Genomic DNA, 26,209 nt, shown 5'->3' on the forward strand with positions numbered 1-26,209 from the left:
AGAGTAAGTTTTTAGATATATAATTAAGGGCCTGATATGTATCAGGCTTTTTTGTTTTACAAATACTGAAATCACTATATTCATTAAATGAAAAAACTATTTTTAAACATTGTTATACTAACATTATTTACAGCAATTAGCGCAGTAGCCCAACAAAAGAAACAAATAGTAAGGCTCGCAAAAATTAAGGTGGACCCCGCGCAATTAGAACAATGAGGCGCTTAAACTACAAATGACAACAGCGGTTTCCGTTGAACCCGGAGTGCTGAACTATTATGCCGTGGCTGATAAAAATGACTCCTCACATATAACCATCCTCGAGATATATGCTGATGTAGATGCTTACAAAGCTCATGTAGAAACCCCGCATTTAAAAAATACAAAGCCACAGTACAAAACATGGTTAAATCGCTGGAATTGGTAGATGTGGACCTCATTGGCAAAGCTGTAAAAGTCGATAAGTAACATTAATTGTCGTGCTCACCACTAAATAATTACAGCAGCTACTTATGAAGATGTCTATTCAATAACCGGCTGCTTTCCGCCGGCAAACCTATTAATCAACATCGCGGCAGCTGTATCGCCTGTGGCGTTCAAAAGCGTGGCTACCGGGTCAATCAATGTGCCGATGATAATGGCAGGCGGTAGGGCTTCGGGCGGGAAGCCGTAGGCCGAGATAAAGAGCAGTTCGCCGATGTAACCGCCATTGGGGATGCCACCTTCAACAATACTTACCAAAACCGTCATGCCCAGCGCCAGTACGATCACTTCGGCGCTATCAAAGCTTCGGCCGAACATGGCAAATACTACCGACATTTTCAGGATCGAAGAAATGCTGGAACCATCTTTATGCAAAGTGCCTAACAGCGGGATAGTTATCCCTGCAATGGCATCTGTAATTCCCATTTTTTTGGCTGCATCTAAATTGGCCGGTATGGTAGCAATACTGCTGCAGGTACCCACCGCAGTAGCCGAGGGGATGATGTTATTTTCCCAATACCGTTTAATACCTTTTACACCACCTGCAATAAATGCGTAAAGGCTGTAAAATACGGCGTAGTAAAACAAACTTACACCGTAACCTATACCCAACACATGGGCATAAGTACCAAATAGCGATGGCCCAAATACAGCCACCTGGTAAGCAAAATAGGCGCCCAGGCCTATCGGGCCGGCTTTCATGATGATGCCGAATACCTGCTTAAATACCTCGTTACCCGCGTTTAAAAATTGTACAAATGCTTGTCCTTTTTCTGCCGCGCTGCGTACACCAAAACCAACCAGTATGGCAAATATGATCATTGCCAGCATGTTCTTACGCGATAGGAGGTTGAAAAATTCGCTGGTGGTAAACAGCTGGGTTATCTGATCGCCGGATAGGTTCTTGCCTGTTGCTGCAGGCGTTGCACCCACTGCCGTAAATGATGTTTGTCCTATCGGGAAAAGCCACAAAGCAAAAATAGTAAGCAGTGCCGCCATGATTAACGTACCCAAAAATACTCCCGACATTACGCCCATAATACGCCCCAGCTTTTGCGAGCCATGTAAATTGGCAATGGCCGAAGAAATGGCAAAAAACACCAAAGGTATCACGGCAACAAACAGCAGGTTCAGGAATATATCGCCGATTGGTTTTAGTACCTCGGCCCGTTCACCAAGTACAATACCGGCTATGCTGCCTGCAATAATACCGGTTATCAGCCATATCATCCCGCTATAATTTTTTATCCAGTTACTCATTTATTCCCTGACGTTTTGGTGCGAACTAATCGCTTTGAAAGGTAAATAATATCCCTCTTAAAATATTTATTCATGTAAGTTATTTCTCTATTTTTGCGCATGCCTAAAACAGGCTGTTATATATTACAACTATGGATACTACATTTTCAGCAATCGCAAATAACATTAAGGCCCGCCGTACCATCAAACCGTCAACCATGAACGGTAACAAGATCCCGAACGGCCACATAGCTTCAATACTTGAACTTGCCGACTGGGCGCCTAACCACGGCAATACCGAGCCTTGGCGCTTCATCGTATTTGAAGACCCTAAAGTTTACTGCGAGCAACATGCCGAGCTGTACAAAGCCGCCAACCCCGGCGAAAGCTTTAATCCAACTGTTTATACCAACTTTCAAAATCAGGCTAACAATGCATCGCATGTTATTGTAGCTTACCAAAAACGCGGCGATCTGCCAAAGATCCCCCAGTTTGAAGAAGTGATAGCTGCATCATGTGCCGTTCAAAACCTTTTATTAGGTGCAACAGCGTTGAATATCGGCGCTTTCTGGAGCACTGGTGGTATGGTTTTAAAACCTGCTTATGCCGAGCATTTTGGTTTAGGTGCTGAGGATAGCGTACTTGGTGTATTGTTTATGGGCTACACAGACGCACAGCCAGAAGGCAAAAGGAAGACACCGATAGAAGAAAAGATCACCTGGAATAAATAGTATATCCGACTTTAATTTCGTTTTCTGCAAAGTAGTTTTCATTAACTTTTAAGTATCAATATTTCTTTAAAGTGGATAATTAGACTACTGTGACAATATTTTGGGCATTTTTTCGTATATTTGTTTTAACAATATCAACTAATAGTATATCATTAGGTGTGTTGTACCAAAAAAACTAAACGATTAAACCCAATATTTATGAGGAAACACTTGTGGTGGATCATTGGCGCTTTATTGTTATTTTCTATTACGGTTATCAGTTGGAAACCGACAAGCGCGATCAAGAAAAACGAAATTTCGGCTAAAACATTCGGTGTTAAAGAATACTTTGCACAGTATGTGGCTAATATTTACGCAACAGCTAACCTGCAGCAATCAGGTATGGATGTTGCCGTATTCCAAAAAGCAATTACCGGTTATTTAAACCTCAAACTGGCTAATAAATTAGCCCCAAACAGCAATATCATTACCGTTGTCGATTTTAGTAAATCGAGCCGCGAGAAACGTATGTGGATCATAGATGTATTGAATAAATCGGTATTGTTAAACACATGGGTTGCCCACGGGCAGGGTAGCGGCGATGATAGGGCAAGCCATTTCTCCAATAATAACGATTCGCACCAAAGCAGCCTTGGTTTTTATTTGGCAAGTGAGGTTTACATGGGTAAACACGGTCGTTCATTAAAGTTGGATGGTTTGGATGCGGGCATTAACAGTGCGGCACGTGCACGTGGTATAGTTATCCACGCTGCCGATTACGTATGCCAGAATACCATCAACCAAATTGGCCGTTTGGGCCGTAGCTTTGGTTGCCCTGCGGTATCGCCTGAGGTATCTGACCAGGTTATCAATACCATTAAAGGCGGCTCTATGCTGTTCATCAACGGTAATGATAGCAACTATACATCTAAATTATTAGATGATACAGCCCCCGCTAATGCTATTACGCCCGATACAACAGCGGCGGCTACTATAGACAAACTTTAAACAAACTAATCAACTATAAAAAAGCCCGTCAGCAGCAATGCAACGGGCTCCTCTATTATACGGATTTCACCGATTTATTATGATTTACCGATAAAGATGATTTCAAAGATTGAAATTGATTTTATCGATTAAGTAACTATCTCTAACCTCTGATCTCCAATCACTACAACGCAGCGATCTGACCTGTATTAGCTAAAAACTTTTGCAGGTGGGCATATAGTACAATATCTAAACCGTAAACATCCGGGCGGTATTGTAATGTGTTTGTGCTATCTGCCCAGCAGGTAACATATGTAATATATACCGGCATTTTCTTAGGTACGCTAATGGTAGTAGGCTCGGGGTTATCCTCGCTCATTGCTTTTGCAATCTTTTCGTAAGTAGCGCCTTCTCCAAACACTACTTTAGCTAAAGCTTGCGGGTCGCTAAGGCGAACGCACCCATGGCTTAGGGCACGCATCGTTTTGGTGAAACCGCTTTTTGCGGGGGTATCGTGCAGATAAACACTGCTGTTATTATTAAACAGGAATTTAATTTTACCTAAGGAATTATCATCGCTTGGGCGTTGTTTAAACTCGTATTTATCTTTGGAAACACTTTCCCATTTGATGGTTTCAGGGTCTTCAACCTTTTTGCCGTTTTCGTATACATCGATGCCTTTATTAGACAGATAATAAGGATCTTGCGCGGCTTCCATCATTATCTCTTTACTGGCGATGCTTTGCGGGATATTCCAAACCGGGTTAACCTGTACACTGTGAATCATGCTGTTCAATTGCGGCGTTTCACGGCTGAACGGGCGATCTATTTTATCACTGTCATTATACTCAATCAAAGTGTTGGTATTGTCGGTATTACGGCCTTCGCCAACAACCACTTTCATATTTAGGATAGATGCACCATTATCCATTACATCCAAACGATAATCGGGAATGTTAACAATGATATATTTAGCCTGGCTTGGCTTATTTTTCCAACGCAGGCGTTCCATATTTACTGCCAAATATCGGGTAGTTTCCTCTTTGGTCATGCCTTGTGCGGTGCCACCTGCTATTAAAGCTTTTTGCAGCATCAGGTATTGCGGGTCTTTTGGCTGGATACTATCCAGGTAAGTTCTCAAGTTTTCAGCGTTCAAAGCCTGCATCATCGAGATGCTATCGGGGCGTTTTGTAGCTGTAAAATAGCGCGAATAGATCTTCCGCGGGCTGATCATTCCAAATTGCAACGCGCTCGAATAGGTGATGAGTGAGTTAGCCATTAATATTTCCAATTCAGCAATATCCTGATAAGCCTCATCAATAGTTTTAATGCCTATTTTGTCTTTGAATTTGGCAACTAATTGTTTGATATGTTCCGCCTTAAACATTTTAGGATCTAAACCATGTTGACTGGCCTTTTCAAAGTAATTAGCAGTGATATCTACATCACCGTTAAAAATATGGTCCATCACAAAAACGGGGTCATAATCGTTCTTTTCGTAAAAGGCAGTGATCAGTTTAGGATTGTCCATTTTGCCTTTGTTGGTTTCCAAAACCTGTTTAAAAACTTCGGTCAGGCCCTCGGGGGTGGCATCTTTAAATACCTTGTTTTGCGTTTTTTTGAAAAGCGCTGCACCCAGATCAGAGCGGCTTTTTTTCTTACAGCTTTGAACGGTTAGGGCAAGCATAAAAAGTAAGGATAGGAACACCGGCATGGCCGATTTTTTTATAGTAGATATGGTCATATTTTATGATTGTTTAATTGCTGCAATGCAATTGCTATACCACAAAGCCGTGCAAACATTTATTTGATGATTTACTTTAGGCTGATGCAATGCCCGCACAGCTTTATTTATATTTGTTTATGGCAAACAATAAGCTCCCCGAGGTTTGGCTGCGAGGCCCTTTAAGTGATATACCTGCTTTGTTACAGCCGGTTGCATATGCTTTATTGCAGGCCCGGGAGGAATTGAATGTTTTAATGATAACTTTCCCTGACGAACTATTGTGGAACAAAGTTGCCGGGATGGCCTCTCCTGGTTTCCATTTGCAGCATTTGACTGGTGTTTTGGATAGGCTTTTTACTTATGCCCGTGCCGAAGCTTTGAATGAAGAGCAAGTCAGCTACCTATCCACCGAAGGTAAACCGACTACTAAAATATACAATGCCATTGAATTAGTGGAGGCTTTTAACAAACAAGTTGATGAAGCGCTAACCCAATTAAGTAATGTTGATGAAACTACATTAACCGACTTTAGGGGGGTAGGCAGGGCGCAATTGCCATCTACAATCATGGGGCTTTACACCCATAGCGCCGAACATACCATGAGGCATTTGGGCCAATTGATCGTAACGGTGGCGGTGTTGAAATCGCCTTAAAATAACGACCTAAAACCGACTTTTTTTCACCAAAAAACGGCCGCTAATCACCGCGCAAATGGTTGAATATGGTTCTTAGAAGACCATTACTTTTACTTCATCACAATTTCGGCGACATCACGGTAATCGCGGGCGTGGTGGGTTACATTTTCGTTGGTGTATTTGTCTGTCGGGTCGAAGAGGAAGGTGTCGATGCCTAATTCGATGGCAGCCTTAATTTCGGATTTTGGGTCATCGCCAATTACTAATACGTCCTCAACCGAATAACCATTCTCATTCATTATTTTTTGGAAAATGTCTTTCTTGGTAAGAGTGGATTGATCGGGGTCTACAACATAAACCTGTTTAAAATCGTCGGCGATGTTTAGCATTTTTACTTTGCTCATTTGTAGTTTGGTAAAGCCGGTTGTTACCAGGTATTTATCAATCGGGATCTGCTTTAGCTGGTTATACTCCTCATAAGCAAACATCGGTTCGTCATAAGTGCATTCGCGCAGCATTTGCATGCCTTGCTCTTTCAGTTCCTCACTAAAACTAAATTCATTTGCCACGTGCTGGTAGGGGCGGCGGGTAAGTTCGTGCTTTGCCTTTTCGGCGGCTTGCCTGTCGGCTTCGCCAAGGTTCTCGTCTATCAGTTTAAATAGCTTGCCAAAAAGATAGTCGGCAATGGAAAGGACAGGATAGATGGTATTATCGAGGTCTAAAATTAAAACGCGTTTCATGGGTGCAATTTAAGGTAATTGTTCGGGCAGAGCGGCAATCTCTTCGGCAGGAACAGTTTCAATAGCGGTTTTGTTGCCATTGCGATAAAGTAAATAGTAACCCAATGCCGCTAAAGCCGATAAAATGCCCAACAGCCACCACAAGGATGCAAAGCCGCCGTAATTGATCACCTGGCTGCCCAATGCAGGCGCAAAAACCTGCGCCGCCGACCACGACATGGTATACAACGCCGCGTACTCGCCACGGTTATAGTTATTGGTGCGGGCTATCCAAAAGCTGTTCATAAAGGGCATACTCATGATCTCGCCTAAGGTTACCAATATTACCACCAGCACAGCAGTTAACACGCCGGGCGGCAAAATATTGAGCAGTATAAAGGCAAACCCGGTTATCATCACGCCCCAAACTATGTAGGTAAGCGCATGCCTTTTACCTTCCAGGGAATTGATGAGCACCATCTCTATAGCCACGATAATTAATCCATTTAGCGCCAGCAGCGCGCCTATCAAACGTTCATCAAGGTGCCAGTTTAGTTTGTAAAATACCGGTTCCATAATAAAGAACTGGAAGAAGCAAAGGCCAAAGATGGTGGACAGGAAGATGAACCAAAGGTAGGTAGTGTCCTTGTAAGCCGATGATACCGGGCCTGTCGCCACAGGTTTAATCTCCGACTTTTTAATAGCTGCACGGGGCATCAATTTCAAAAGCATCAGCGCGGCTAAAATGTTGGTACATCCATCCACCCAAAACAATAAATGATAGTTGATGGATGCCAAATAACCGCCCAGTCCGCCGCCAAAGGCCCAGCCAAGGTTTACCGCAAGTCGGTTTAAAGAATAGGAGCGGGTTTTGTTTTCTGATGAGCTGTAATGCGCTATTGCTGTGGAGTTTGCAGGGCGGAACGCCTCGCTGCAAAAGCTTAATACAAAGGTACCAATTGCCAGCGACAAAAACGTACGCTGGTACCCTAAAATAATAAACATAATTCCACCGCTTAACAGGGTAAAAACCTGCAGGTCGTAAAAACCAAATCTATCGGTAAGCTTGCCGCCAATGAACGCGCCGAGTATAGCACCCACACCGAATAAGGCCATCACATATCCTGCCTGCAGCACATTAAAACCAAGCTGATTGATACAATAAATACTGAGGAACGGCACTACCATGGTACCGCTGCGGTTGATGAACATCACCACGCTTAAGTACCAGCTGTTTAACGATAAACCGCTGTAAGCTTTTTTGTATAGGTGGATTATTGACACGATACAGGTTTAGTTGGTTGACTTACAAAAATAGTGTTATGGGTTTTAGGGTGTATGCACTAAATGTAAAAAACAGCTAACACTGGGCTAACACTGGTCTAAGTTGGAAACTTAGATTTGGAGCGCTTTTTTTATAACACGGTATAATTATACCTTTAAGTAAACGTCTTCAATATTTTCGATGACTACAGTTTTTACAAAAGTTATTTTATTCTCTAACAAGTTCGCTACTTGATTTGTAGGCTCAGCATTAAAAGGATAGCACTCATCAACAGACTTTCCTGATTTTATATGCTCTATCCAAGCTTCTGCTAATTCCACATATGTCCTTAAAACTTCCCTCGTCGATTTAGGCCCATATATATCTAAGTACATTGAAGGAATATCACCAGTAATTATCCACAACATATTATCTTCTCTACTGGCCAAATTATCTATTTCAAAAAGAAATATACATAGCTTCGATCCGAGGTTAGTGTATAAACTACTGCTATTTATTTTTTTGCACCATTTAAATCCTAACAAGTAATCTTCGGCTCTTTTATGTAAATCAATAACCTCGGAGTAATATTCAACATCGGTTGTAAACTGCTCATGATTTACTGGATAATGCATATTATAGTTGATTGCGTGTCCTTTTCTTTGAGTTCACTTCTTAAAATATATCACTGGTTTAACATGAAAACTTAGACCGGTAATTGGCACACCACTACAACTTCGAAACCCTGTTCCTCAGCCAATGATCTGCTAAAACCAATGCTGCCATGGCTTCTACAATGGGTACTGCACGAGGCACCACACAAGGGTCGTGGCGGCCTTTGCCGGTAATTTCGGCGGCGTTGCCTTCACCATCAATGGTTTGCTGGTTATGCATAATGGTGGCAACGGGCTTAAAGGCTACCTTAAACTCTATGGGCATACCATTGCTGATGCCGCCCTGGATGCCTCCCGAGAAATTAGTGCGGGTACCAACCTTGCCTTGCGCATCCTTTACAAAAATGTCGTTATGTTCTGATCCGCGCATTTCGCTGCCGCTGAAACCCGAACCAAATTCAAAACCGTGTACGGCGTTGATGCTCAGCATGGCTTTGCCCAAGTCGGCGTGTAGCTTGTCGAACACCGGGTCGCCAAGGCCAACGGGTGCACCAATGATATGGCAGCTAACTTTGCCACCAACGGTGTCGCCTTCCTTGCGGATGCTGTCGATAAATTCTATCATCTCCACGGCAGTGGCCGGGTCGGCACAACGCACGATGTTTTGTTCGCGGGTCTCTAAAAACTCTGCGGCGCTCTCAATAAACACATTTGGCGCGTTAATGGCCCCTACGCTGCTTACGTGCGCCAGTACCTCTATGCCCTGCGTCTTCAATAAAAGCTTGGCTAAGGCGCCCGCAGCTACCCTTGCGGCGGTTTCGCGTGCCGATGAACGGCCACCCCCACGATGATCGCGGATGCCGTATTTGGTGGCATAAGTATAATCGGCATGTGATGGACGGAAAATATCTACATTGTGGCCGTAATCCTTAGATCGCTGATCTTCGTTAGGGATGATCATGGCGATAGGGGTACCCGTGGTTTTACCCTCGAACGTGCCCGACAGGATCTGCACCACATCGCTCTCTTTACGTTGCGTGGTGATCTTAGACTGGCCCGGTTTGCGCTTATCCAGTTCGCCCTGTATGTACTCCAGGTCTACATCGAGCCCGGCGGGGCAGCCGTCGATAATTACGCCTATAGCTACGCCATGCGATTCGCCAAATGTTGTGATTCTGAATAATTGACCGAATGAATTACCTGCCATAAGCCCCCTCTAAATCTCCTCCGCTGGTTAGCGGAGAGACTTTATTTAAATTGTTTATCAATATTTTATTTCTTCAAAGCCCTCCCTTTGGGGAGGGTTGGGCCACGTCAAACCCCGCCTTTACCAGATCCTTCCAGAACGCCGGGTATGATTTTTCTACCACGTCGGCATCCTCAATTTCCAGTTCGGGAATTAGGATTGCCAGCGGTGCAAAAGCCATCGCCATGCGGTGATCGTCGTACGTGTTTACAAACATACGCTGCGGGATTTGTTTTTCGCTGGTGTCCAGTTTATAAACCTGCCCTTTTTCTGTCAGCTTTACGCCAATTTTTGCCAGTTCGGTTTGCAGGGCTAAAATGCGGTCGGTTTCTTTAATTTTTAAAGTCTCGAGGCCGGTAAAGCTTGCATCGTGGCCAAGTGCCGCGCATACTACAATAACGGTTTGCGCCAGGTCCGGGCATTCTTTCAGATCAAAGATCTTACGGAAGATCGGCTTGGGCTCTTTGGTTAAGTACACGCCGCCATCTTTGAATACCGATGTGATGCCAAAGTTGGCCATAAGCTCGGTGATGACGCTATCGCCTTGTAGACTGTATGATGTTAATCCCGGCAGGAAAAGTTCCGCCTCGTCGCTTAAAGCAGCAATGGCGTACCAGTAGGAGGCCGCGCTCCAATCCGGCTCAACCAAAAGCGCTGTTTCTGCAAAAGGCTGATTTTCGATGCTGATGACATGATCGGTCCAGCTATGCTGGATGCCCGCCTGTTTTAGCATTGCTAAGGTCATCTCTACATACGGGCGGGAGGTTAACTCGCCCTCGATCTCTAAACTTAAACCCTGCGGCAAGCTCGACGCGATAAGCAACAGCGCGGTAATGTACTGACTGCTGATATCACCCTTAATGCTGATGCGATCTGTTTTTTGCTGAAACCCGCGGTGAATTTTGATAGGCGGGTAGCCCTCGTTGTTCACGTAATCGATCTCCGCACCCAGTTTACGCATGGCATCTACCAATATGCCGATTGGGCGCTGTTGCATCCGCTCGGAACCGGTAAGGGTTATCTCTTCGCCTTGCAACGGCAGATATGCCGTTAAAAAACGCATAGCAGTACCCGCAGGGCCAATATTTATGAGGTGTGGGATGTGGGTGGCGAGGTGCGGGTGTTCGTATAAACCTTTATCGCTCTCCGCTCCGGAACCCTCACTCTCCTTTAAAATTCCCGCAAGTGTCACCGCATCCGCAGCATCCGACATATTCTCGACCTTAACCTTACCCTCGCTTAGCGCCCCGATAATTAAGGCGCGGTTACACTCACTTTTTGAACCCGTGAGCTGTACCGTACCTTTTACCGTTTTGCCTTGTTTGGTAAGTATGATGTTATGTTTTGCCATAATAATATAAAGCCCCCTCTAAATCTCCCCCGGTAGGGGAGACTTTTTTAAATAATTTTTTTTAAAGTCCCTCTCCTTCGGAGAGGGGTTGGGGAGAGGCTATGCGTGTGTTAATTTTTCTGCCGGTGCAGTTTCCTGGCCCGCGTTCATGATCTCGGTTTGTTTACGGATAGATTCGCTGTGCATTAGCTCAAGCAATTTCTCGGTAAACTCGGTGCTTAACTGTAAAGCTTTCGCGTAACCGGTACGTTTGTGTAAGATCTCGTCCCAACGGTTTACCTGTAAGATGGTGATGTTGTTGTCTTTTTTGTAGTTACCTATCTTCTCCACAATTTTCATACGCTCGGCCATTTTCTGGATCACCAGGTCGTCAATCTTATCGATCTGGTTACGCAGTTCGGTCAATTTGTCGTTCAGTTCAGCGCCTTTAACTTCCGGTTTACGTAAAGCTAAGTGTTCGATAATGTCGGCCAAAGCAGAAGGGGTAACCTGTTGCGCAGCATCTGTCCAGGCAACGGTAGGGTCAATGTGCGACTCTATCATCAGGCCCTGCATATCAAGGTCAAGTGCTTTTTGAGAGATGTAACCGATCAGGTCGCGGTTACCGGTAATGTGGCTTGGGTCGTTAATAATAGGCAGGTTTGGTGCCAATGTTTTTAATGCTATCGCGATATCCCACATCGGTTCGTTACGGAAAGCTGATTTTTCGTAAGATGAGAAACCACGGTGAATAGCTGCCAATTTAGTGATACCCGCGTTGTTAATACGCTCTAACGCGCCAACCCATAATGAAAGATCGGGATTAACCGGGTTTTTAACCATTACGGGTACATCAACACCGCGCAAAGCATCGGCAATTTCCTGTACGGTGAAAGGGTTAACTGTAGAACGTGCACCAACCCAAAGGATGTCTACACCAGCTTTTAAGGCTTCTTCTACGTGTTTAGCGGTAGCAACCTCAACAGCGGTTGGCAAGCCGGTTTCTTCTTTAGCGCGTTTTAACCACTCTAAACCAATGCTGCCAATGCCTTCAAACTCGCCGGGGCGGGTACGTGGTTTCCAGATACCGGCACGCAGGGCGCTTACTTTACCTGTTTTTGCCAATAAATGCGCGGTTGCTACTAACTGGTCTTCGGTTTCGGCGCTGCATGGGCCGGCAATTACCAAAGGTGCTTTACCCGATTGATTGATCCAGGTATTAAGGGGCTGTATGTTTAAATTGTGTTTCATGTTCTTGTTTTGTTGGTCCGGAAGTCGGTATGTCCGTAAGTCCGGAAGATGCTTTTTAAATTTTACTTATTTGTTATTATAATATTGTGTTTCTGTTTCTTTTTGTCTTTCGGACTTTCCCGACTTTCGGTCACCCGACTTTTATTTTTTTCTTCCGGACTTTCCGACTCCTTCTCACTCATCCTTCTGTTCATTTAGTTTTTTTATGCTGATATATCGCCTTGGTCGCTCGGCCTTTAATGGCTTTGGCGTAGTATCTTCCTCGTAGCGCTGATACTCGCCCAGTATGTTAAAGTTGTGCGTATATTTTAAGATCTGGCGAATGGCGTTATCATATTGTTTGCTTTCGTCCCACTCTATGTCTACATAAAAGTTGTATTCGTTACGCTTGCCTAAAACCGGCATGCTTTGAATTTTGCTCATGTTAACACTTTCCTGCGCGAAGATGTTGAGCACCTTTGCCAATGCACCAACCTGGTTAGTTACCTGGAAACATAGTGATGCTTTGTTTGGTGTGCCCTTTTTCTTGGCATTTTCATGCGTGGTGAGGATCAGGAAACGGGTAAAGTTAAGTTTGTTCGATTCTATACGGCGTTCTAACACATCCAACCCGTATAGCTGCGCGGCCAAAGTGTTTGCTATCGCGACTGTATCGGTCAGCTGCTCGTCGCGGATGCGTTTGGCGCAAGCGGCGGTATCGTTGCTTTCCACAATTTTAAGGTGCGGGTACTCGTCAAAAAAATCGATACACTGGCGAATGGCGATAGGGTGGGAGGTTACGTATTTGATATTCTCGAACCGTACGCCGGGCAAAGCCATCAGGTGCAGTTGTATCGGCACATAAACCTCGCCCACAACCGGGAAACTGTAGCCCATCATTAGCGAGTAGTTTGGCAGGATGCTGCCTGCTATGCTATTTTCTATGGCCATCACTACGTAATCGGCTTCTTTATTTTGCAAAGCCTCAAACGTTTGTTTAAAAGAGTTGCACTCAATGGTTTCAATGTCCTGCCCAAAATATTTGAATGCGGCCTCTTCGTGGAACGAGGCGCGGATCCCTTGTATGGCAACTCTTGGTTTCTCGGTTTTCATAAGTGTTATAAAGCAAAAAATCCCGGCTTTTAGGGCCGGGACTTTTTAAAGTTTTGTATGTTTTGTTAGTACATATCAGTCCCGGTTCTTACTGCTAAAGTAAAAATAGAAACCATAAAAATATGTAGCTTGTAATTTCATGTTGTTGTTGATGTTGTAAATGTACAAGTAAAATTCATTTTGTCAATAGATAATTTTATTTTTTGTAAAATAAATATACCGAACAGAATTTTATTCTGTAAAACACGCGGTCGACTTATTTTGGCGCGTAAACTACCGCGTCTGTTTTACCGTAAATTTTAATACTGACTAAATAAAACAGTAAATTTATAAACCTCAATATCGTACACTTATCAATTCAGCAATGACATTTGACCATATAAAAACTATCCTGGGTATTATTTTAGGCTTAAGCATTGCCCATTTAATTAAGGGCATCATTAAGTTTGTACAACACCCTAAACTGGCAAAGCCCTATTGGGTGCATTTATCCTGGTGCTTATATGTATTGTTACTGATCATGCATTTTTGGTGGTGGGAATCGCAGTTGCGGCTGATAGACCACTGGACTTTCACCGAATACTTTTTCCTGTTTATTTATACCTCGGTTTATTACTTCCTGTGTTCGCTGCTCCTTCCGGAAAATATGGAAGATTACACGGGGTATTATAATTACTTCTATTCGCGCAAAAAATGGATCTTCGGCACACTTGGGCTAAGCTTTATACTCGATTTTATAGATACCTATATAAAAGGTAAGGCTTATTATGCTGCACACTACGGGTGGGAATACCCGGCAAGGAATATCTCGCACCTGTTGCTGTGCATTGTTGCCATGAACACCAGCAATAAAAAATTCCACGCCACGCTGGTAATTGTGTTTTTAGTTTATGAGCTGAGTTATATATACAGACTTTTTTAAGGAAGGATAGGATGCGTTTCATTATCGATAAATATATAGGAAATTGTGTAAGCGTGGGCGCTTACACTTTTGTGTGTTGAAGCGTGGACGCACAACAGGCGCAATTTTATACTCCCTCTGCATCACCCTTGCTGTTTGTGTGCTATCATCGTGGCTCCAGCCTGGTGAGTTAAACAGGTATTTGAATTTATTGCCGATACCGGGCGCACGCTTAACATCATGCAGCAAGGCTTTCCATTCGTGGAAGAGGACGTTTACCGGGCCCGTATTACCGGGCTGGTGGGTAAGGCCGTATTTAACGGGTTCGCGGGCATCTTCATCATGGAAGGTGCCGAACATCCTGTCCCAAAGGATCAGTACCATACCCATGTTTTTATCAAGGTAGGGGATATTTGATGCATGGTGAACGCGGTGATGCGCCGGGGTTACAAATATAGCAGCGTACCACTTTGGCAGCGGTATCTGGTATTGGGTGTGTACCATGTTGCCATAAAGCTGGGTTACCAGGTAAGCATATAAAATATCTATCGCGCTAAAGCTAAACAGGGCCAATGGCAGGTAAAAGAAGGTGCGGTAAAGCGGCTCGAACACTGTGGAACGGAAACCCGTTGTAAAGTTAAAATGCTCGGAAGAGTGGTGCGTGACGTGCATCGCCCAAAACAGGCGGCAATAGTGCCCGGTGTAGTGGAGCACCCAGTACAAAAAATCCTGCATTACAACCAGCACAAACCAATACAAAAAGCTGTTGTGGATCTCAAAAAGCCTGAATTGATAGGTGTAGTTGAGGATCAGGAATGTGCTGCCGGTAACTACCAGGTTTAGCAAAAAGGCAAGCGTGGTTAAATAAATATTGGTAAGCGTATCGCGTTTTTCGTAGTAATGCCTGTTTTCGCGGTAGCTAAACCACATTTCGGCAAGGGTGAGCAGCACAAGCAAACTCACCAATATTATTACAGCTTCGGAACGTGGATTTATAGGGGGCATCTACAGTGTTGCGTAATATCTTAAACTTTCACAAAGTTCGTCCTCTGTGCAGATATTATCAATACTGTATTCGCCAATATGTTTCAGCAAAGTGCAATTTATTTGCCCGTTTTGGTTTTTTTTGTCCTTTTGCATGTGTTCTAACAAAGTAGGGAAGGTATCTTCCTTTACTTTATAACGCGGATAAAGGTGAATAAGCACTTCGGTAATTTCCAATAATTCGCTATCCGGCAGACCGATCTTTTTGTTAGATAACCAGCTTTCGCAGATCATCCCAATGGCAATTGCTTCGCCATGCGACAGCGGATCTTTATCATTCATCAGCGAATACGTTTCCACCGCATGCCCAACGGTATGCCCAAAGTTTAGCGCTTTGCGGATGCCTTTTTCCTGCGGGTCTTCTATAACTACTTCGTTCTTGATCGCTACCGAGCGGTGTACTAACTCATCAGATGGTAAACTTAGGTCGCTAACTTTTAACTGATCCCAGTACTTGGCATCTACGATCAGCCCGTGCTTTAACATTTCGGCCAAGCCGGAAAGGATCTGGCGTGGGGGCAGGGTTTCTAAAAAGCCAACATGCATAAACACCGCTTTTGGCTGGGTGAACGTACCGATAATGTTTTTAACCGCATCCATATCCACACCGGTTTTACCACCAACAGAGGCATCAACTTGTGATAACAGGGTGGTGGGTACCTGTACAAAATCTATCCCGCGTTTGTAGGTAGAGGCCACAAAGCCACCCATATCGGTAATTACACCGCCGCCAAGGTTTATCATCAGCGCTTTGCGGTCGGCACCAAAATCGATCAGGGTATTCCATATGCCTATGCAAAAATCAATGGTTTTGCTTTCCTCGCCGGCGTTAACCTCTATCAGGTCAAAGTTATCCAGTTCGTCCAGGTATTCTTTAACTATGGGCAGGCAATATTCGGTGGTGTGCTCGTCGGTAAGAATAAATGCCCTGGAGTAATTTCCCAGCTCAACAAAGTTACGCAGTTCGGTAAGGCTATCTTTAAAATATACAACGTATCCGTCGCTCTGTATGTTATTCATTACGTGATCTTGATCTTTTGGCCCCTAAATTCAACCAGGTCGCCCTGTTTTACTTTAAGGCGTTTGCGGTAGTCTACCTCGCCGTTGTAGATAACTTCGCCGTGTTCAACAACTATCTGCGCTTCGCCGCCGGTTTGCACCAAACCTGCCGCTTTTAGCAATTGTATCATGGGGATATAGTCGCCCTCAACTTTAAATTCTATCATAGCCGTCAAAATTAAACTATTCGTGTGATAATGAGTTATCATTTTATAATTTTGCACAATACTTTAAAGAGTTGATAGTTCATAGATGATGGTTCATGGTGTTTGATTTTACACCCGACACGAAGCTGCTATGAGCGATGAACTATTAACAATGAACTTGAAAAATACATGACTCCAAACGATAAATTATCCTTCGAAAATACCGAGATCGCTTTCCGCCACTCTACCAATACCGACCTTAACCGCGCTTACTGGCTGTTTAAGGTTATCAACGTAAATTTTTTAGTGAAGATAGGGCCGCCGATAACCAACTTTGCGGTTAAAATTGGTTTGCCTATTAAAGGGCTGATCAAGGCGACGATATTTAAACATTTTTGTGGTGGCGAAACCATTGCGGAGTGTACCCAAACCATTAAAAACCTTGCTGATGGCGGCGTAGGTACTATTCTCGATTATTCTATCGAGGGGGAGGACGATGAATCGGTGTTCGATAACACCCGCGACGAGATCATCCGTACCATCATCACCGCATCAAAAAGTAAAAGCATCCCGCTTACGGTATTTAAAATTACCGGCGTTGGCCGTTTTCGCTTGTTAGAGAAACTGGACGATGGCTTAAAACTAAGTGTTGACGAGCAGATTGAATGGCAAACCGTGCAGGACAGGGTATTGGCTATTTGCGAAATGGCCCATTCTGAGGGTGTACCGGTAATGATAGATGCCGAAGAAAGCTGGATCCAGAAAACGATAGATAACCTTGCGCTGAATATGATGCGCTTTTTTAATAAGGAACAAGCTATTGTTTACAATACCTATCAGCTTTACCGCCACGATAAACTGGCTTCGCTGGTGCATGACCATGCCGTTGCCGAAACCGAGGGTTTTATAATGGGTGCCAAAATTGTACGTGGTGCCTACATGGAAAAGGAACGCAGACGTGCAGAAGAGAAAGGTTACCCGTCGCCTATCCAACTCAATAAAGAAGCTACCGACCGCGACTATAACGACGCCCTTATTTACTGTGCCGATAATATTGCCAATATTGCTATTGTTGCCGGTACCCATAACGAAGACAGCTGCCGCCTGCTTGCCGACTTGCTGAACGAGAAACAAATTGAGCACAAGAACCCTCATGTGTTTTTCTCTCAGCTGTTGGGCATGAGCGATAACCTCAGCTTTAACCTTGCCAACGCGAATTATAACGTTGCCAAATACGTGCCTTACGGCCCTATCAAAGCCGTTTTGCCATACCTGTTCCGCCGTGCGCAGGAGAATACCGCCATTGCCGGGCAAATGAGCAGGGAGTTAAGTTTAATTGTTAAAGAGAAGAAGAGAAGGAGTAAGTAATAAAAAGTGTGTTATGGTGAGCCTGTCGAACCATTTGCAATCCTGATAAGTCTTCGACAAGTTCAGACTGTCATATTAATACTTAATACCTTATAATCTTACCGCATCCGTATCCACAGAAACTAAATGTTCGCGCTTGGCAAATGCAGCTAAGGTATCCGGCGCGGTCATTAAAAAGGTTTGGATGCCCAGGGTTTTGGCGGCCTCTAAATGCTGCGGACTATCATCAATAAACAAAGTTTCTTCCGGCTTTAAATTATTCTCGGCCAGTACCTGCTTAAAAAAATCGATCTGCGGTTTGCGTTTGCCCACCAGGTGCGAGTAATAGGTACGCTCGAACAGGTGTTCGTTATCATCAAAACCAAAATCGGTTTTTAGATAGTTCATGATATAAGTATAATGAATGTCGTTGATATTGCTCAGCAAAAACGTTCGATATTTAGCCTTGAACTTCAACAACAGATCGTGATTGCCGGGGGCGATACCCAGTAAAAGACTGTTCCAGGCGTCGGTAATTTGCTGGTCGGTAATGGCGGGATTACCAATCTTTTCCTTTACGTAGGCCCTAAACTCATCCGCACTAACTTCGCCGCGGTCAAACTTGTCAAAGATCTGATCCTGCTGGCGATGGCCGAAAAATTCGTCGGGGTTGCTGATACCCAACTGCTTAAAGGCCTGCTGCGCCTTGCGGAAATCGATAGTGAAGATAACGTTGCCGTAATCGAATATAATGTTTTTAATATTTTTCATTTTTGGCTTTTGTAATTGCATTCAAATACGTAATATTGCGGCCTCGAAAATAGTAAATATTTTCTGCGCCTATAGCTCAGTTGGTTAGAGTAGAAGACTCATAATCTTTTGGTCCCTGGTTCGAGCCCAGGTGGGCGCACAACTTACCCTTTGAATGGGTCTTAAAACCCCTTAAATAGCTTATTTAAGGGGTTTTTTCATTTATTATACCCTCAACAACCCTTAAGAAAGCCAAACTTCTGTGCACTTAACTGAGCACCTGTTTTAAGTATTTAACTTAGTGCTCAGTTTTGATCTTATGTGCTAATTAACAGCATTTTACAAGGAATAAAAATCTTTGAAAGCTGAATGATTGCAAATTATAGCCATCGCAATACAGCGCGGCCATAACCAACAATGGATCAAATTAAAATTATATTTTATGAAAACTGCACAATCGTTTCGAATTCACTTTGTCTTAAGGGCGTATTTAGCCAAAAATGGAAAAGCGCCGCTTTATGTCAGCGTAACCGTAAATAAAGAAAAATGCCTGATCGGGTTAAAGCAAAGTATTGACCTCAATAACTGGGATACTGAAAAAGGGATACCCAAAGGAAACCGTGAACAAGTAAAGTTGCTGAATAACTATCTAGATGAAGTTAAACTGGCCCTTGGCAATTGCTATAAGGAATTAATGCTCAAAGGACGATTACCGTCTGCGACCGCCGTCAAAAATTCTTACCTTGGCGAAGCTGATGAAGGTTTCACGTTAAGCAAGCTTTTTACTTATCATAACGAATCATCTACCGACGACCTGAAATGGAGTACACTTAAGCATTACCATGTGACCCAGCGGTATCTGGTAAAATTCCTCGAAGAGTATTATAAAGTCACCGATATATACCTGAGAGAATTGAATTACAAGTTTGTTAAGGACTTTGAGGTTTATCTGCGGAACCATAAACCAAAGGACCATCAAAAGCCACTTGCCAATAACGGGATCATGAAGCACATTATCAGATTAAAGAAAATGGTTAATCTGGCGCAAAACCTTCGCTGGGTCGATAATGATCCTTTTGCCACCTATAAACTTAAAATGCAAAAGGTAAATCGCGAGCAACTTTCTGAAGTCGAGCTTAAATCGATTGAAAACAAAAAGCTACCTATTGAACGCCTGGATATGGTTAGGGATATGTTCGTTTTCAGCTGTTATACCGGTTTAGCTTATGTCGATATGATCAATCTGACACCTGAAAATATTATTGCCGGTACAGATGGTGACCGTTGGATTAGGACCTGCCGGGAGAAAACCCTGATTCCGGTGAATGTGCCATTATTACCCAGTGCTTTAAATATTATTGATAAGTATAAAGCCAATGAACGTGCTTTAGCAGACGGCAAAGTATTTCCAACCGTTTCAAATCAAAAAGTTAATAGCTATTTGAAAGAGATTGCTGATCTGTCAGGCATTACAAAAAACGTAACCTTCCATATTGCCAGGCATACTTTTGCTACTACCATTGCGCTATCAAATGGAGTACCCATTGAAACAGTAAGTAAAATGTTAGGGCATACAAAAATTACGACCACGCAGATTTATGCGAAAGTGGTGGAAAGGAAATTGAAGGAGGATATGCAAAATCTGAAACACCGATTGGCAGAAAAATAAATTATACGATTACATTGTATTGCCCACTTCGACATGATGTCCTATTCCGTAATAATTTTTTACAAGTATCTTGTTGCATATTTGTACCAAGATACTATTTTCATTAACGCTTATTTGCAGTTAATATTTATAAAACCAATATTATTATCTCCTTCAGTAAGACTTGCTTTAATTTTGAAGTACACGAGTAAATGATAAACATCAACAAATTGAACCACTATCATACAATGCTTTTTATCTAAGACACTAATTATTAATTTTGAATCATTTAGATAATTCCTTTTTCCTTTTATAACGATGTCTAATCGAAAAGTCTTTATTCAAATTATTCGGTTTTTCTTACTCACAATTTCTATAATTGGAATTTGGTATATAATTCAGGATTGGCAGCGAAAAAAGCTATTCAAACAACACTTGCTTGCTATAATTGATCATGTCAGGAAAGCTAATTCGCATTTTGAACAGCAAACCAATTTCGAGAGATATTTCGCAAACATAGATGAACAGTTATTTTTAAACACTTACCGGGATACCCGCAAAGTCATTATTAGAGAGTTTGACCGAATAGGTCTGACAATTGATATTGTGGAGGCTCTAAGACGTTTTTGTGATTACTTTGATCGGTCTACCACCATTCGACAAGATTATAACAATCAGTTTGTTCAAGTGGAAGCGGAAAAGTTCGCAGATTTTTTCGCAAATCTTGAAAAATATCCTTTATCCGATGATCAGATAGAAGCGATCATTCGCGATGAAGATAACAATTTAGTTATCGCTGGTGCAGGTACGGGAAAAACTACAACCATCTCTGGTAAAGTAGCTTACCTACTTGAAAAAAAAATAGCGCGCCCTGAAGAATTACTGATCATTTCTTTTACTAAAAATGCCGTACGAGAAATGTATGACCGGTGCACGCGATTTTGCCAGCATATTCCGGAAGCCGAAGGTTTGGAGGTTCGCACTTTCAATAGCTTTGGTTTTCTGGTGAGCCGCAGTTGCTCGGCGCGCGAAATTCTGCTAGCTTTTGATGGTAATGATGAAGAGGCCAAGGCATTCATCCAACAGCAGTTCGATGAGCTGTTTATTGGCGACACTGATTTTCAGCGTAAAGCTATCAATTACCTGGCTTTCTTTAACCGTCATCCAAGAACCGAATTTGAATTTGAATCAAAAAACGACTATCTCACCTATGAGCAAAGCTTCAAAAATATAACCCTTGACGGTATAAAAGTAAACAGTAAGGAAGAAGTGGAAATTGGCAATTTCTTTTGTCTTTTTAACGTCGAATACGAATATCAACGTCATTTTCCGCTTAATGAGGAAGACCGGAACGCAGAATACGGAGTTTATCAGCCCGACTTTTATTTAACCGATTATCAAATCTGGCATGAACATTTTGGAATTGACCGAAACGGCGATGTCCCTAAGTGGTTTAACACCCGACCGCCCTATAAAACTGCTCGGGAATACTATCATGCCGGAATGGCTTGGAAAGAGAGAATCCACGATAAATATCAAACACGTTTAATTAAAACTTATTCTTTTGAAAATCGTGAAGGCAGGCTCATTACAAACCTGAAAGAAAAACTTATTAGCGAAGGGGTTACAATGAGTGAGCGAAGTCCCGATGAAATACTTGAACTAATTAAGAAATCCGAGGACTATAAGGACTGCATGCAACTTATTTACACTTTCTTGGGCTTAATGAAATCGAATGGCAGAACACCGTCTGAACTGATACCGGCTAAAGGGGATAAACGGTTCAAGGTGTTCCTGGATGTTTTTAAGCCTCTATTCAGAGCGTATGACAGCCACTTGAAGAAGATACCTGCGGTTGACTACAATGATATGATAAATCACTCGGCAGAGCATTTCAGAAATGGCAAATTCAAAAAGCCTTATAAATATATTATGGTTGATGAGTTTCAGGATATGTCGCTCGGGCGCTATCAATTGCTGAAAGCAATCCGTCAACAAAATCCTGGCGTAAAACTTTACGCGGTTGGCGATGATTGGCAATCGATCTTTCGCTTTGCAGGTAGCGATATATCGATTATAACTCAATTCGAACAACATTTCGGCTATACCAGTCAGACTGCCATTTTAAAAACGTATCGCTTTAACGAACAGATCCTTCACGCGAGCAGCGACTTTGTGCAAAAAAACCCGTCACAGATAAAAAAACAACTGACATCCCACCAGCCAGCTCCCGAGGGGCATTTTAGTTTTGAATTTATCAGAACTCCGCAATTGAGTGGAGGCCGCGAACAACTTATGAAAGTAAAGTCGCACTATTTGACCGAAGTATTGTCCAAGATAAGTTTGCAGCAACCGAACGCGACCGTTTTTCTTATTGGCCGGTATAAGTTCAATTCGCCAAAAGATTTCACAGGATTACGCAGCTTATTTCCAAAGCTTAGCATTAACTATTTTACGGCGCATGGCGTCAAGGGTATGACTTGTGATTATGCAGTTCTTTTGGATGTCGATTCTGGGATACTAGGATTTCCGTCGGAGATGGCAGATGACCCAATGCTAAGCTACTTGCTTCATGAAGGTGATAGTTTTGAAAATGCAGAAGAACGTCGGGTATTCTATGTAGCGATAACGCGTGCCCGGTATAAAAACTATTTGATTTATGACGAAAGCCAGCCAAGCAAATTCCTGTTAGAACTACAGGCGGCGACAGGTTACTCACGAGAGTTTCCTGCAAAAAAATGTCCGGAATGCCAAGGGATACTCATAAAACGAAAAGGCCCTTACAGCGACTTTTACGGATGTGTACATTATCCCCGCTGTAACGGCAGGATTGCTGTACCCACGGTCTCTCCAGTTACGTTAATCCAATAATATCGTTATTGCTTCACCGTTAAATATGAAGTTCGTGTTTTATTGCATTTCTAAATCGGGCGTAATTTAGAAAAGGTTTCCACAGATACTCAATTAAAAATACAAAATTTTGGAGTTTCGTTAATGGATTAGCGATTAAGCTATGTCTTTAAAATAATAATCCTTTAGAACTTCATAAAACTTGTTAGTTTTTAAGTTTTTAGCTTTACTTAAAATCCCCTCCTTGTCCAAAAAATCAATTTGATATTTCTTCGTTTTATCTTTCGCAGCTTGGAGTTCTGATAATGCTTCTTTTGTAAATCCACCTGTACTCCATATTTCAAAAGAGTGTTTTTTTTCAGGGAACTTGTCTAACATCCATTTTCTCGTAGCTGGAATAATTTCTGTAAGATAACGCTTTATGTATTCTTGGTCAATCGGATAATTATACCCTTTACATTCTACCGCTTTTGCCTCCTCTTCAAAAAGCGCAAAAACATCAATGTCTCGTTTTATTTCGCCCAAGCCAGGCATAACCTTTTTGCCAATTTCGAGGTATTTGCAGTATTGTGGATATACCGCTGATATTGACCACCCAATTCCGGCGGAATGTGACCAGTGATTCCGCGTCAAATTGACCACCCCATTCCGGGCCAAACTGACCAGGCATTCCGGGCCAAATTGACCACCCCGAACGAGCAGCTAATGCTGTAGAAGCACCCATCTTTACGAGGTTTAACATAACCTCCAAAAGCATGGCCAACACTACGATTAGTATGAGTAAGATTAGAAAGATTTTAAGGATGTACAGCAATGGGCGCAGTATCATGTCGATAGCTGCCCAGGCGGATGCATCCCGGAATACTGTAAAAAAGTACCTGGCCTCGTTTAAAGATAGTGGCTTTACGTTCGAGGAGGTAGATGCGCTGAACGATAAGGAACTGGAGGACTTCTTCGGAAAAAGCAGGGAGATGCCTCCTACAAGCCGTATGCAGTCCATGCTGCGGTGCTTTCCACATGTTGACAAAGAGCTCAAACGCACCGGCGTAAACCGCCATATCTTATGGGCGGAATATTATAGAGAGTTCCCTGACGGCTACCAGTACAGCCAGTTCTGCTTCTATTATAACCAGTGGAAGAACCGGGTCAACCCGACCATGCACATGGATCACAAAGCCGGCGATAAGTTGTATGTGGACTTTGCAGGGCAAAAGCTCAGCATTACCGATAAGGATACCGGCGAGATCATTACCGTTGAGGTATTTGTAGCTATCCTTGGGGCCAGCCAGCTTACTTATGTGGAAGCGGTGGGCAGCCAGCAAAAGGAAGACTTTATTACGGCCTGTGAGAATACCCTGCATTATATCGGTGGCGTGCCTGATGCGATCGTACCTGATAACCTGAAAGCAGCGGTGACCAAAAGCAGTCGCTATGAACCAACCCTTAATGAATCATTCGCTGACTTCGCTGATCATTATGGCACTACCATTCTACCAGCTCGGGCGTTCCGCCCTCGTGATAAAGCCCTGGTCGAAGGAGCGGTTAAGATCATGTATACCCGGATCTATGCTCCTTTAAGGAAAGGGATCTACCACTCGTTAAAGGAATTGAATGAGGCGATCAGGCAAGTGCTCGAAGAACACAACAACAGGTTCTTACAGGGCCGGAACTACAGCCGCAGGCAACAGTTTGATGAGATAGAGCGCGAAGCGCTTATGCCATTACCAGTGTTGCGTTATGAGCTTAAAAAGCAGTTCCATGCCACCGTGATGAAGAACGGGTATGTATGCCTTGGGCCTGATAAGCATTATTATAGTGTTCCTTACCGGTTTATCGGCAGGAAGATCAAACTACTTTATTCCAGTTCTTCTGTAGAGGCCTTTTATCATTATGAGCGTATCGCCATGCATAAACGTACAAGAGGACTATACCTTTATACGACCGAAAAAGACCATCTGGCTTCTACGCACCAGTTCGTTGCTGACTGGTCACAGGACAAGTTCCTGGGCTGGGCCTCTTCCATCCATGAGGATGTCAGGCTTTACATCCATAATATATTCGACCGCAAACAACACCCGGAGCAAGCTTATAAGTCCTGCCTGGGTATCCTTGGCTTCTCCCGCAAAGTAGGTAACGAACGCCTGATCCTGGCATGCAGGCGGGGCCTGCACTATGGCGTTTATAACTACAAGACCATTCACATGATCCTGGAAAAGAAAATGGATCAGTATGAAGAAAGCATATTCGCTGATGAGCTACCTATGCCCAGCCATGATAATATCAGAGGAGAAGACTATTACAAATAACTTTTAAACAACCAATGAAATGAACACAAACACGTTAGACAAAATGCGGAAGCTCAAGTTCTTCGGCATGTACCATGCTTTTCAAAGCACCCTGGAAACAGGTAAAACAGAGGATTATACAGCAGATGAGTTACTGGCACACCTGGTGGACGCAGAGTGGGATGACCGGCATAACAGGCGTATCGAACGGCAGATCTATTATGCAAAGTTCCGCTATAAAGCCTCGGTAGAGGACGTTCACTATCATGCCGACCGAAGTATCGACCGTAACCAGATCATGCGCCTGGCGGACTGTACATTCATCGAGCGCAATGAGAACCTGCTGATCACAGGCAGCACAGGTATCGGTAAAAGCTATATCGCCTCTGCTATTGGTTACCAGGCCTGCACACTCGGCTACAGGGTCTTTTATGCCAGTACGCCCAAGCTGTTCTCTAAACTCAAAATGGCTAAAGCTGATGGTTCATATCTCAAAGAGGTAGCCAAGATCGAGCGGCAACAATTACTGATATTGGATGACTTCGGTATCCAGCCTTTTGATGCGCAAAGCAGGGCTGCACTGATGGAGATCATTGAAGACCGGCATGGTAAAACCTCACTGATCATTACCTCTCAATTGCCGGTTAGCAAATGGTATGATGTAATAGGTGAAAAAACAATTGCTGATGCTATCCTGGACCGGATCGTACACAGTGCCCATCGTATCGAGCTGAAAGGTGAATCGATGAGAAAAAAACGAAGAACTGATGATAAAGAAGTCAGTTATCAATAACCACTTTTAATAACTAACTTTGAAAACGCTTTTACAGCTCTCGCTGCTATCGTTCGCCAGCTAATTGCCTGGTCACATTCCGCCGGAATTGGG

General features: G+C 43.3%; 24 protein-coding genes and 1 tRNA gene. 11 read left to right on the top strand and 14 right to left on the bottom strand.

Features of this window, described 5'->3' with window-relative positions; translation table 11 throughout:
* The first annotated feature begins 232 nt into the window (after nucleotides 1-232).
* The gene (locus RHM67_RS08430; RefSeq protein WP_322231687.1) at nucleotides 233-424 is read left to right on the top strand and encodes a putative quinol monooxygenase; all 192 of its coding nucleotides are present in this window, start codon (nucleotides 233-235) and stop codon (nucleotides 422-424) included.
* 95 nt (nucleotides 425-519) lie between these two features.
* On the opposite strand, the gene RHM67_RS08435 is transcribed toward RHM67_RS08430, so the two are convergent.
* Complete coding sequence (locus RHM67_RS08435) at nucleotides 520-1,740, bottom strand: dicarboxylate/amino acid:cation symporter (RefSeq protein ID WP_322231688.1); 1,221 nt, start codon at nucleotides 1,738-1,740, stop codon at nucleotides 520-522.
* A gap of 131 nt (nucleotides 1,741-1,871) precedes the next feature.
* Here RHM67_RS08435 and RHM67_RS08440 point away from each other — a divergent pair, with 131 nt between their 5' ends.
* On the top strand, nucleotides 1,872-2,450 hold the full coding sequence (locus RHM67_RS08440) for a nitroreductase (protein WP_322231689.1): 579 nt from the start codon (nucleotides 1,872-1,874) through the stop codon (nucleotides 2,448-2,450).
* Nucleotides 2,451-2,648: 198 nt separating this feature from the next.
* Nucleotides 2,649-3,437 (top strand): murein L,D-transpeptidase catalytic domain family protein, encoded by a 789-nt coding sequence (locus RHM67_RS08445; RefSeq protein WP_322231690.1) that lies wholly within the window; start codon nucleotides 2,649-2,651, stop codon nucleotides 3,435-3,437.
* A 163-nt stretch (nucleotides 3,438-3,600) separates the two neighbouring features.
* Here RHM67_RS08445 and RHM67_RS08450 read toward each other — a convergent pair whose 3' ends face one another.
* Complete coding sequence (locus RHM67_RS08450; RefSeq protein WP_322231691.1) at nucleotides 3,601-5,160, bottom strand: L,D-transpeptidase family protein; 1,560 nt, start codon at nucleotides 5,158-5,160, stop codon at nucleotides 3,601-3,603.
* A gap of 119 nt (nucleotides 5,161-5,279) precedes the next feature.
* On the opposite strand from RHM67_RS08450, the gene RHM67_RS08455 reads away from it, so the two are divergent.
* Nucleotides 5,280-5,795, top strand: coding sequence for a DinB family protein (locus tag RHM67_RS08455; protein WP_322231692.1), 516 nt, complete (start codon nucleotides 5,280-5,282; stop codon nucleotides 5,793-5,795).
* Nucleotides 5,796-5,887: 92 nt separating this feature from the next.
* Here RHM67_RS08455 and RHM67_RS08460 read toward each other — a convergent pair whose 3' ends face one another.
* The 7 genes from RHM67_RS08460 to RHM67_RS08490 all read right to left on the bottom strand — a co-directional run bounded on the left by RHM67_RS08460 (nucleotide 5,888) and on the right by RHM67_RS08490 (nucleotide 13,293).
* Nucleotides 5,888-6,517, bottom strand: coding sequence for an HAD family hydrolase (locus RHM67_RS08460; protein ID WP_322231693.1), 630 nt, complete (start codon nucleotides 6,515-6,517; stop codon nucleotides 5,888-5,890).
* A 9-nt stretch (nucleotides 6,518-6,526) separates the two neighbouring features.
* The gene (locus RHM67_RS08465; RefSeq protein ID WP_322231694.1) at nucleotides 6,527-7,780 is read right to left on the bottom strand and encodes an MFS transporter; all 1,254 of its coding nucleotides are present in this window, start codon (nucleotides 7,778-7,780) and stop codon (nucleotides 6,527-6,529) included.
* Nucleotides 7,781-7,927: 147 nt separating this feature from the next.
* Nucleotides 7,928-8,395, bottom strand: coding sequence for a hypothetical protein (locus RHM67_RS08470; RefSeq protein WP_322231695.1), 468 nt, complete (start codon nucleotides 8,393-8,395; stop codon nucleotides 7,928-7,930).
* 94 nt (nucleotides 8,396-8,489) lie between these two features.
* Complete coding sequence (gene aroC, locus RHM67_RS08475; protein WP_322231696.1) at nucleotides 8,490-9,581, bottom strand: chorismate synthase; 1,092 nt, start codon at nucleotides 9,579-9,581, stop codon at nucleotides 8,490-8,492.
* A gap of 73 nt (nucleotides 9,582-9,654) precedes the next feature.
* Nucleotides 9,655-10,971, bottom strand: coding sequence for a 3-phosphoshikimate 1-carboxyvinyltransferase (gene aroA / locus RHM67_RS08480; protein WP_322231697.1), 1,317 nt, complete (start codon nucleotides 10,969-10,971; stop codon nucleotides 9,655-9,657).
* 99 nt (nucleotides 10,972-11,070) lie between these two features.
* Nucleotides 11,071-12,201, bottom strand: a complete 1,131-nt coding sequence (locus RHM67_RS08485) for a chorismate mutase (RefSeq protein WP_322231698.1) — start codon at nucleotides 12,199-12,201, stop codon at nucleotides 11,071-11,073.
* 174 nt (nucleotides 12,202-12,375) lie between these two features.
* Nucleotides 12,376-13,293, bottom strand: a complete 918-nt coding sequence (locus tag RHM67_RS08490; protein WP_322231699.1) for a prephenate dehydratase — start codon at nucleotides 13,291-13,293, stop codon at nucleotides 12,376-12,378.
* Nucleotides 13,294-13,657: 364 nt separating this feature from the next.
* On the opposite strand from RHM67_RS08490, the gene RHM67_RS08495 reads away from it, so the two are divergent.
* Nucleotides 13,658-14,215 (top strand): hypothetical protein, encoded by a 558-nt coding sequence (locus tag RHM67_RS08495; protein WP_322231700.1) that lies wholly within the window; start codon nucleotides 13,658-13,660, stop codon nucleotides 14,213-14,215.
* A 21-nt stretch (nucleotides 14,216-14,236) separates the two neighbouring features.
* Here RHM67_RS08495 and RHM67_RS08500 read toward each other — a convergent pair whose 3' ends face one another.
* The 3 genes from RHM67_RS08500 to RHM67_RS08510 are packed head-to-tail and all read right to left on the bottom strand — an operon-like array spanning nucleotide 14,237 to nucleotide 16,464.
* A complete protein-coding gene (locus tag RHM67_RS08500) occupies nucleotides 14,237-15,199 on the bottom strand; it encodes a sterol desaturase family protein (RefSeq protein ID WP_322231701.1) in 963 nt (320 codons plus the stop codon).
* Nucleotides 15,200-16,258 (bottom strand): 3-dehydroquinate synthase, encoded by a 1,059-nt coding sequence (aroB, locus tag RHM67_RS08505; RefSeq protein ID WP_322231702.1) that lies wholly within the window; start codon nucleotides 16,256-16,258, stop codon nucleotides 15,200-15,202.
* Nucleotides 16,258-16,464, bottom strand: a complete 207-nt coding sequence (locus RHM67_RS08510) for an RNA-binding S4 domain-containing protein (RefSeq protein WP_322231703.1) — start codon at nucleotides 16,462-16,464, stop codon at nucleotides 16,258-16,260. Before RHM67_RS08510 ends, aroB begins: the two co-directional genes overlap by 1 nt.
* 168 nt (nucleotides 16,465-16,632) lie before the next feature.
* Here RHM67_RS08510 and RHM67_RS08515 point away from each other — a divergent pair, with 168 nt between their 5' ends.
* On the top strand, nucleotides 16,633-17,811 hold the full coding sequence (locus RHM67_RS08515; protein WP_322231704.1) for a proline dehydrogenase family protein: 1,179 nt from the start codon (nucleotides 16,633-16,635) through the stop codon (nucleotides 17,809-17,811).
* A gap of 90 nt (nucleotides 17,812-17,901) precedes the next feature.
* Here RHM67_RS08515 and RHM67_RS08520 read toward each other — a convergent pair whose 3' ends face one another.
* Complete coding sequence (locus tag RHM67_RS08520; protein WP_322231705.1) at nucleotides 17,902-18,561, bottom strand: HAD family phosphatase; 660 nt, start codon at nucleotides 18,559-18,561, stop codon at nucleotides 17,902-17,904.
* A 65-nt stretch (nucleotides 18,562-18,626) separates the two neighbouring features.
* On the opposite strand from RHM67_RS08520, the gene RHM67_RS08525 reads away from it, so the two are divergent.
* From RHM67_RS08525 to RHM67_RS08535, 3 genes are all read left to right on the top strand, one after another.
* A tRNA-Ile gene (locus RHM67_RS08525) sits at nucleotides 18,627-18,700 on the top strand.
* Nucleotides 18,701-18,982: 282 nt separating this feature from the next.
* The gene (locus RHM67_RS08530; RefSeq protein WP_322231706.1) at nucleotides 18,983-20,209 is read left to right on the top strand and encodes a site-specific integrase; all 1,227 of its coding nucleotides are present in this window, start codon (nucleotides 18,983-18,985) and stop codon (nucleotides 20,207-20,209) included.
* Between the two features lie 297 nt (nucleotides 20,210-20,506).
* The gene (locus RHM67_RS08535; RefSeq protein ID WP_322231707.1) at nucleotides 20,507-23,059 is read left to right on the top strand and encodes a UvrD-helicase domain-containing protein; all 2,553 of its coding nucleotides are present in this window, start codon (nucleotides 20,507-20,509) and stop codon (nucleotides 23,057-23,059) included.
* A gap of 135 nt (nucleotides 23,060-23,194) precedes the next feature.
* Here the strand turns inward: RHM67_RS08535 and RHM67_RS08540 are convergent, their stop codons facing one another.
* Nucleotides 23,195-23,563 carry a hypothetical protein gene (locus tag RHM67_RS08540; protein ID WP_322231708.1) on the bottom strand — a complete coding sequence of 123 codons (369 nt, stop codon included), beginning with the start codon at nucleotides 23,561-23,563 and terminating at the stop codon, nucleotides 23,195-23,197.
* Nucleotides 23,564-23,814: 251 nt separating this feature from the next.
* On the opposite strand from RHM67_RS08540, the gene istA reads away from it, so the two are divergent.
* A complete protein-coding gene (istA, locus tag RHM67_RS08545) occupies nucleotides 23,815-25,344 on the top strand; it encodes an IS21 family transposase (RefSeq protein WP_322231709.1) in 1,530 nt (509 codons plus the stop codon).
* 19 nt (nucleotides 25,345-25,363) lie between these two features.
* Nucleotides 25,364-26,116, top strand: a complete 753-nt coding sequence (istB, locus tag RHM67_RS08550; protein WP_183568824.1) for an IS21-like element helper ATPase IstB — start codon at nucleotides 25,364-25,366, stop codon at nucleotides 26,114-26,116.
* Nucleotides 26,117-26,209 lie beyond the last annotated feature (93 nt).

The sequence above is a fragment of the Mucilaginibacter sp. 5C4 genome (assembly GCF_034345625.1).
In the GTDB taxonomy this organism is placed as follows: domain Bacteria; phylum Bacteroidota; class Bacteroidia; order Sphingobacteriales; family Sphingobacteriaceae; genus Mucilaginibacter; species Mucilaginibacter aurantiaciroseus.

Bases quoted from the DNA above. Each gene is read 5' to 3' on its own strand.
- RHM67_RS08520 (WP_322231705.1), bottom strand. From the start codon at position 18,561: ATGAAAAATATTAAAAACATTATATTCGATTACGGCAACGTTATCTTC.
- RHM67_RS08490 (WP_322231699.1), bottom strand. From the start codon at position 13,293: ATGAAAACCGAGAAACCAAGAGTTGCCATACAAGGGATCCGCGCCTCG.
- RHM67_RS08510 (WP_322231703.1), bottom strand. From the start codon at position 16,464: ATGATAGAATTTAAAGTTGAGGGCGACTATATCCCCATGATACAATTG.
- istA (WP_322231709.1), top strand. From the start codon at position 23,815: ATGAGTAAGATTAGAAAGATTTTAAGGATGTACAGCAATGGGCGCAGT.
- RHM67_RS08440 (WP_322231689.1), top strand. From the start codon at position 1,872: ATGGATACTACATTTTCAGCAATCGCAAATAACATTAAGGCCCGCCGT.
- RHM67_RS08455 (WP_322231692.1), top strand. From the start codon at position 5,280: ATGGCAAACAATAAGCTCCCCGAGGTTTGGCTGCGAGGCCCTTTAAGT.
- istB (WP_183568824.1), top strand. From the start codon at position 25,364: ATGAACACAAACACGTTAGACAAAATGCGGAAGCTCAAGTTCTTCGGC.
- RHM67_RS08460 (WP_322231693.1), bottom strand. From the start codon at position 6,517: ATGAAACGCGTTTTAATTTTAGACCTCGATAATACCATCTATCCTGTC.
- RHM67_RS08535 (WP_322231707.1), top strand. From the start codon at position 20,507: ATGTCTAATCGAAAAGTCTTTATTCAAATTATTCGGTTTTTCTTACTC.
- RHM67_RS08530 (WP_322231706.1), top strand. From the start codon at position 18,983: ATGAAAACTGCACAATCGTTTCGAATTCACTTTGTCTTAAGGGCGTAT.
- RHM67_RS08450 (WP_322231691.1), bottom strand. From the start codon at position 5,160: ATGACCATATCTACTATAAAAAAATCGGCCATGCCGGTGTTCCTATCC.
- aroC (WP_322231696.1), bottom strand. From the start codon at position 9,581: ATGGCAGGTAATTCATTCGGTCAATTATTCAGAATCACAACATTTGGC.
- RHM67_RS08515 (WP_322231704.1), top strand. From the start codon at position 16,633: ATGACTCCAAACGATAAATTATCCTTCGAAAATACCGAGATCGCTTTC.
- aroA (WP_322231697.1), bottom strand. From the start codon at position 10,971: ATGGCAAAACATAACATCATACTTACCAAACAAGGCAAAACGGTAAAA.
- RHM67_RS08430 (WP_322231687.1), top strand. From the start codon at position 233: ATGACAACAGCGGTTTCCGTTGAACCCGGAGTGCTGAACTATTATGCC.
- RHM67_RS08485 (WP_322231698.1), bottom strand. From the start codon at position 12,201: ATGAAACACAATTTAAACATACAGCCCCTTAATACCTGGATCAATCAA.
- RHM67_RS08445 (WP_322231690.1), top strand. From the start codon at position 2,649: ATGAGGAAACACTTGTGGTGGATCATTGGCGCTTTATTGTTATTTTCT.
- aroB (WP_322231702.1), bottom strand. From the start codon at position 16,258: ATGAATAACATACAGAGCGACGGATACGTTGTATATTTTAAAGATAGC.
- RHM67_RS08435 (WP_322231688.1), bottom strand. From the start codon at position 1,740: ATGAGTAACTGGATAAAAAATTATAGCGGGATGATATGGCTGATAACC.
- RHM67_RS08470 (WP_322231695.1), bottom strand. From the start codon at position 8,395: ATGCATTATCCAGTAAATCATGAGCAGTTTACAACCGATGTTGAATAT.
- RHM67_RS08500 (WP_322231701.1), bottom strand. From the start codon at position 15,199: ATGCCCCCTATAAATCCACGTTCCGAAGCTGTAATAATATTGGTGAGT.
- RHM67_RS08495 (WP_322231700.1), top strand. From the start codon at position 13,658: ATGACATTTGACCATATAAAAACTATCCTGGGTATTATTTTAGGCTTA.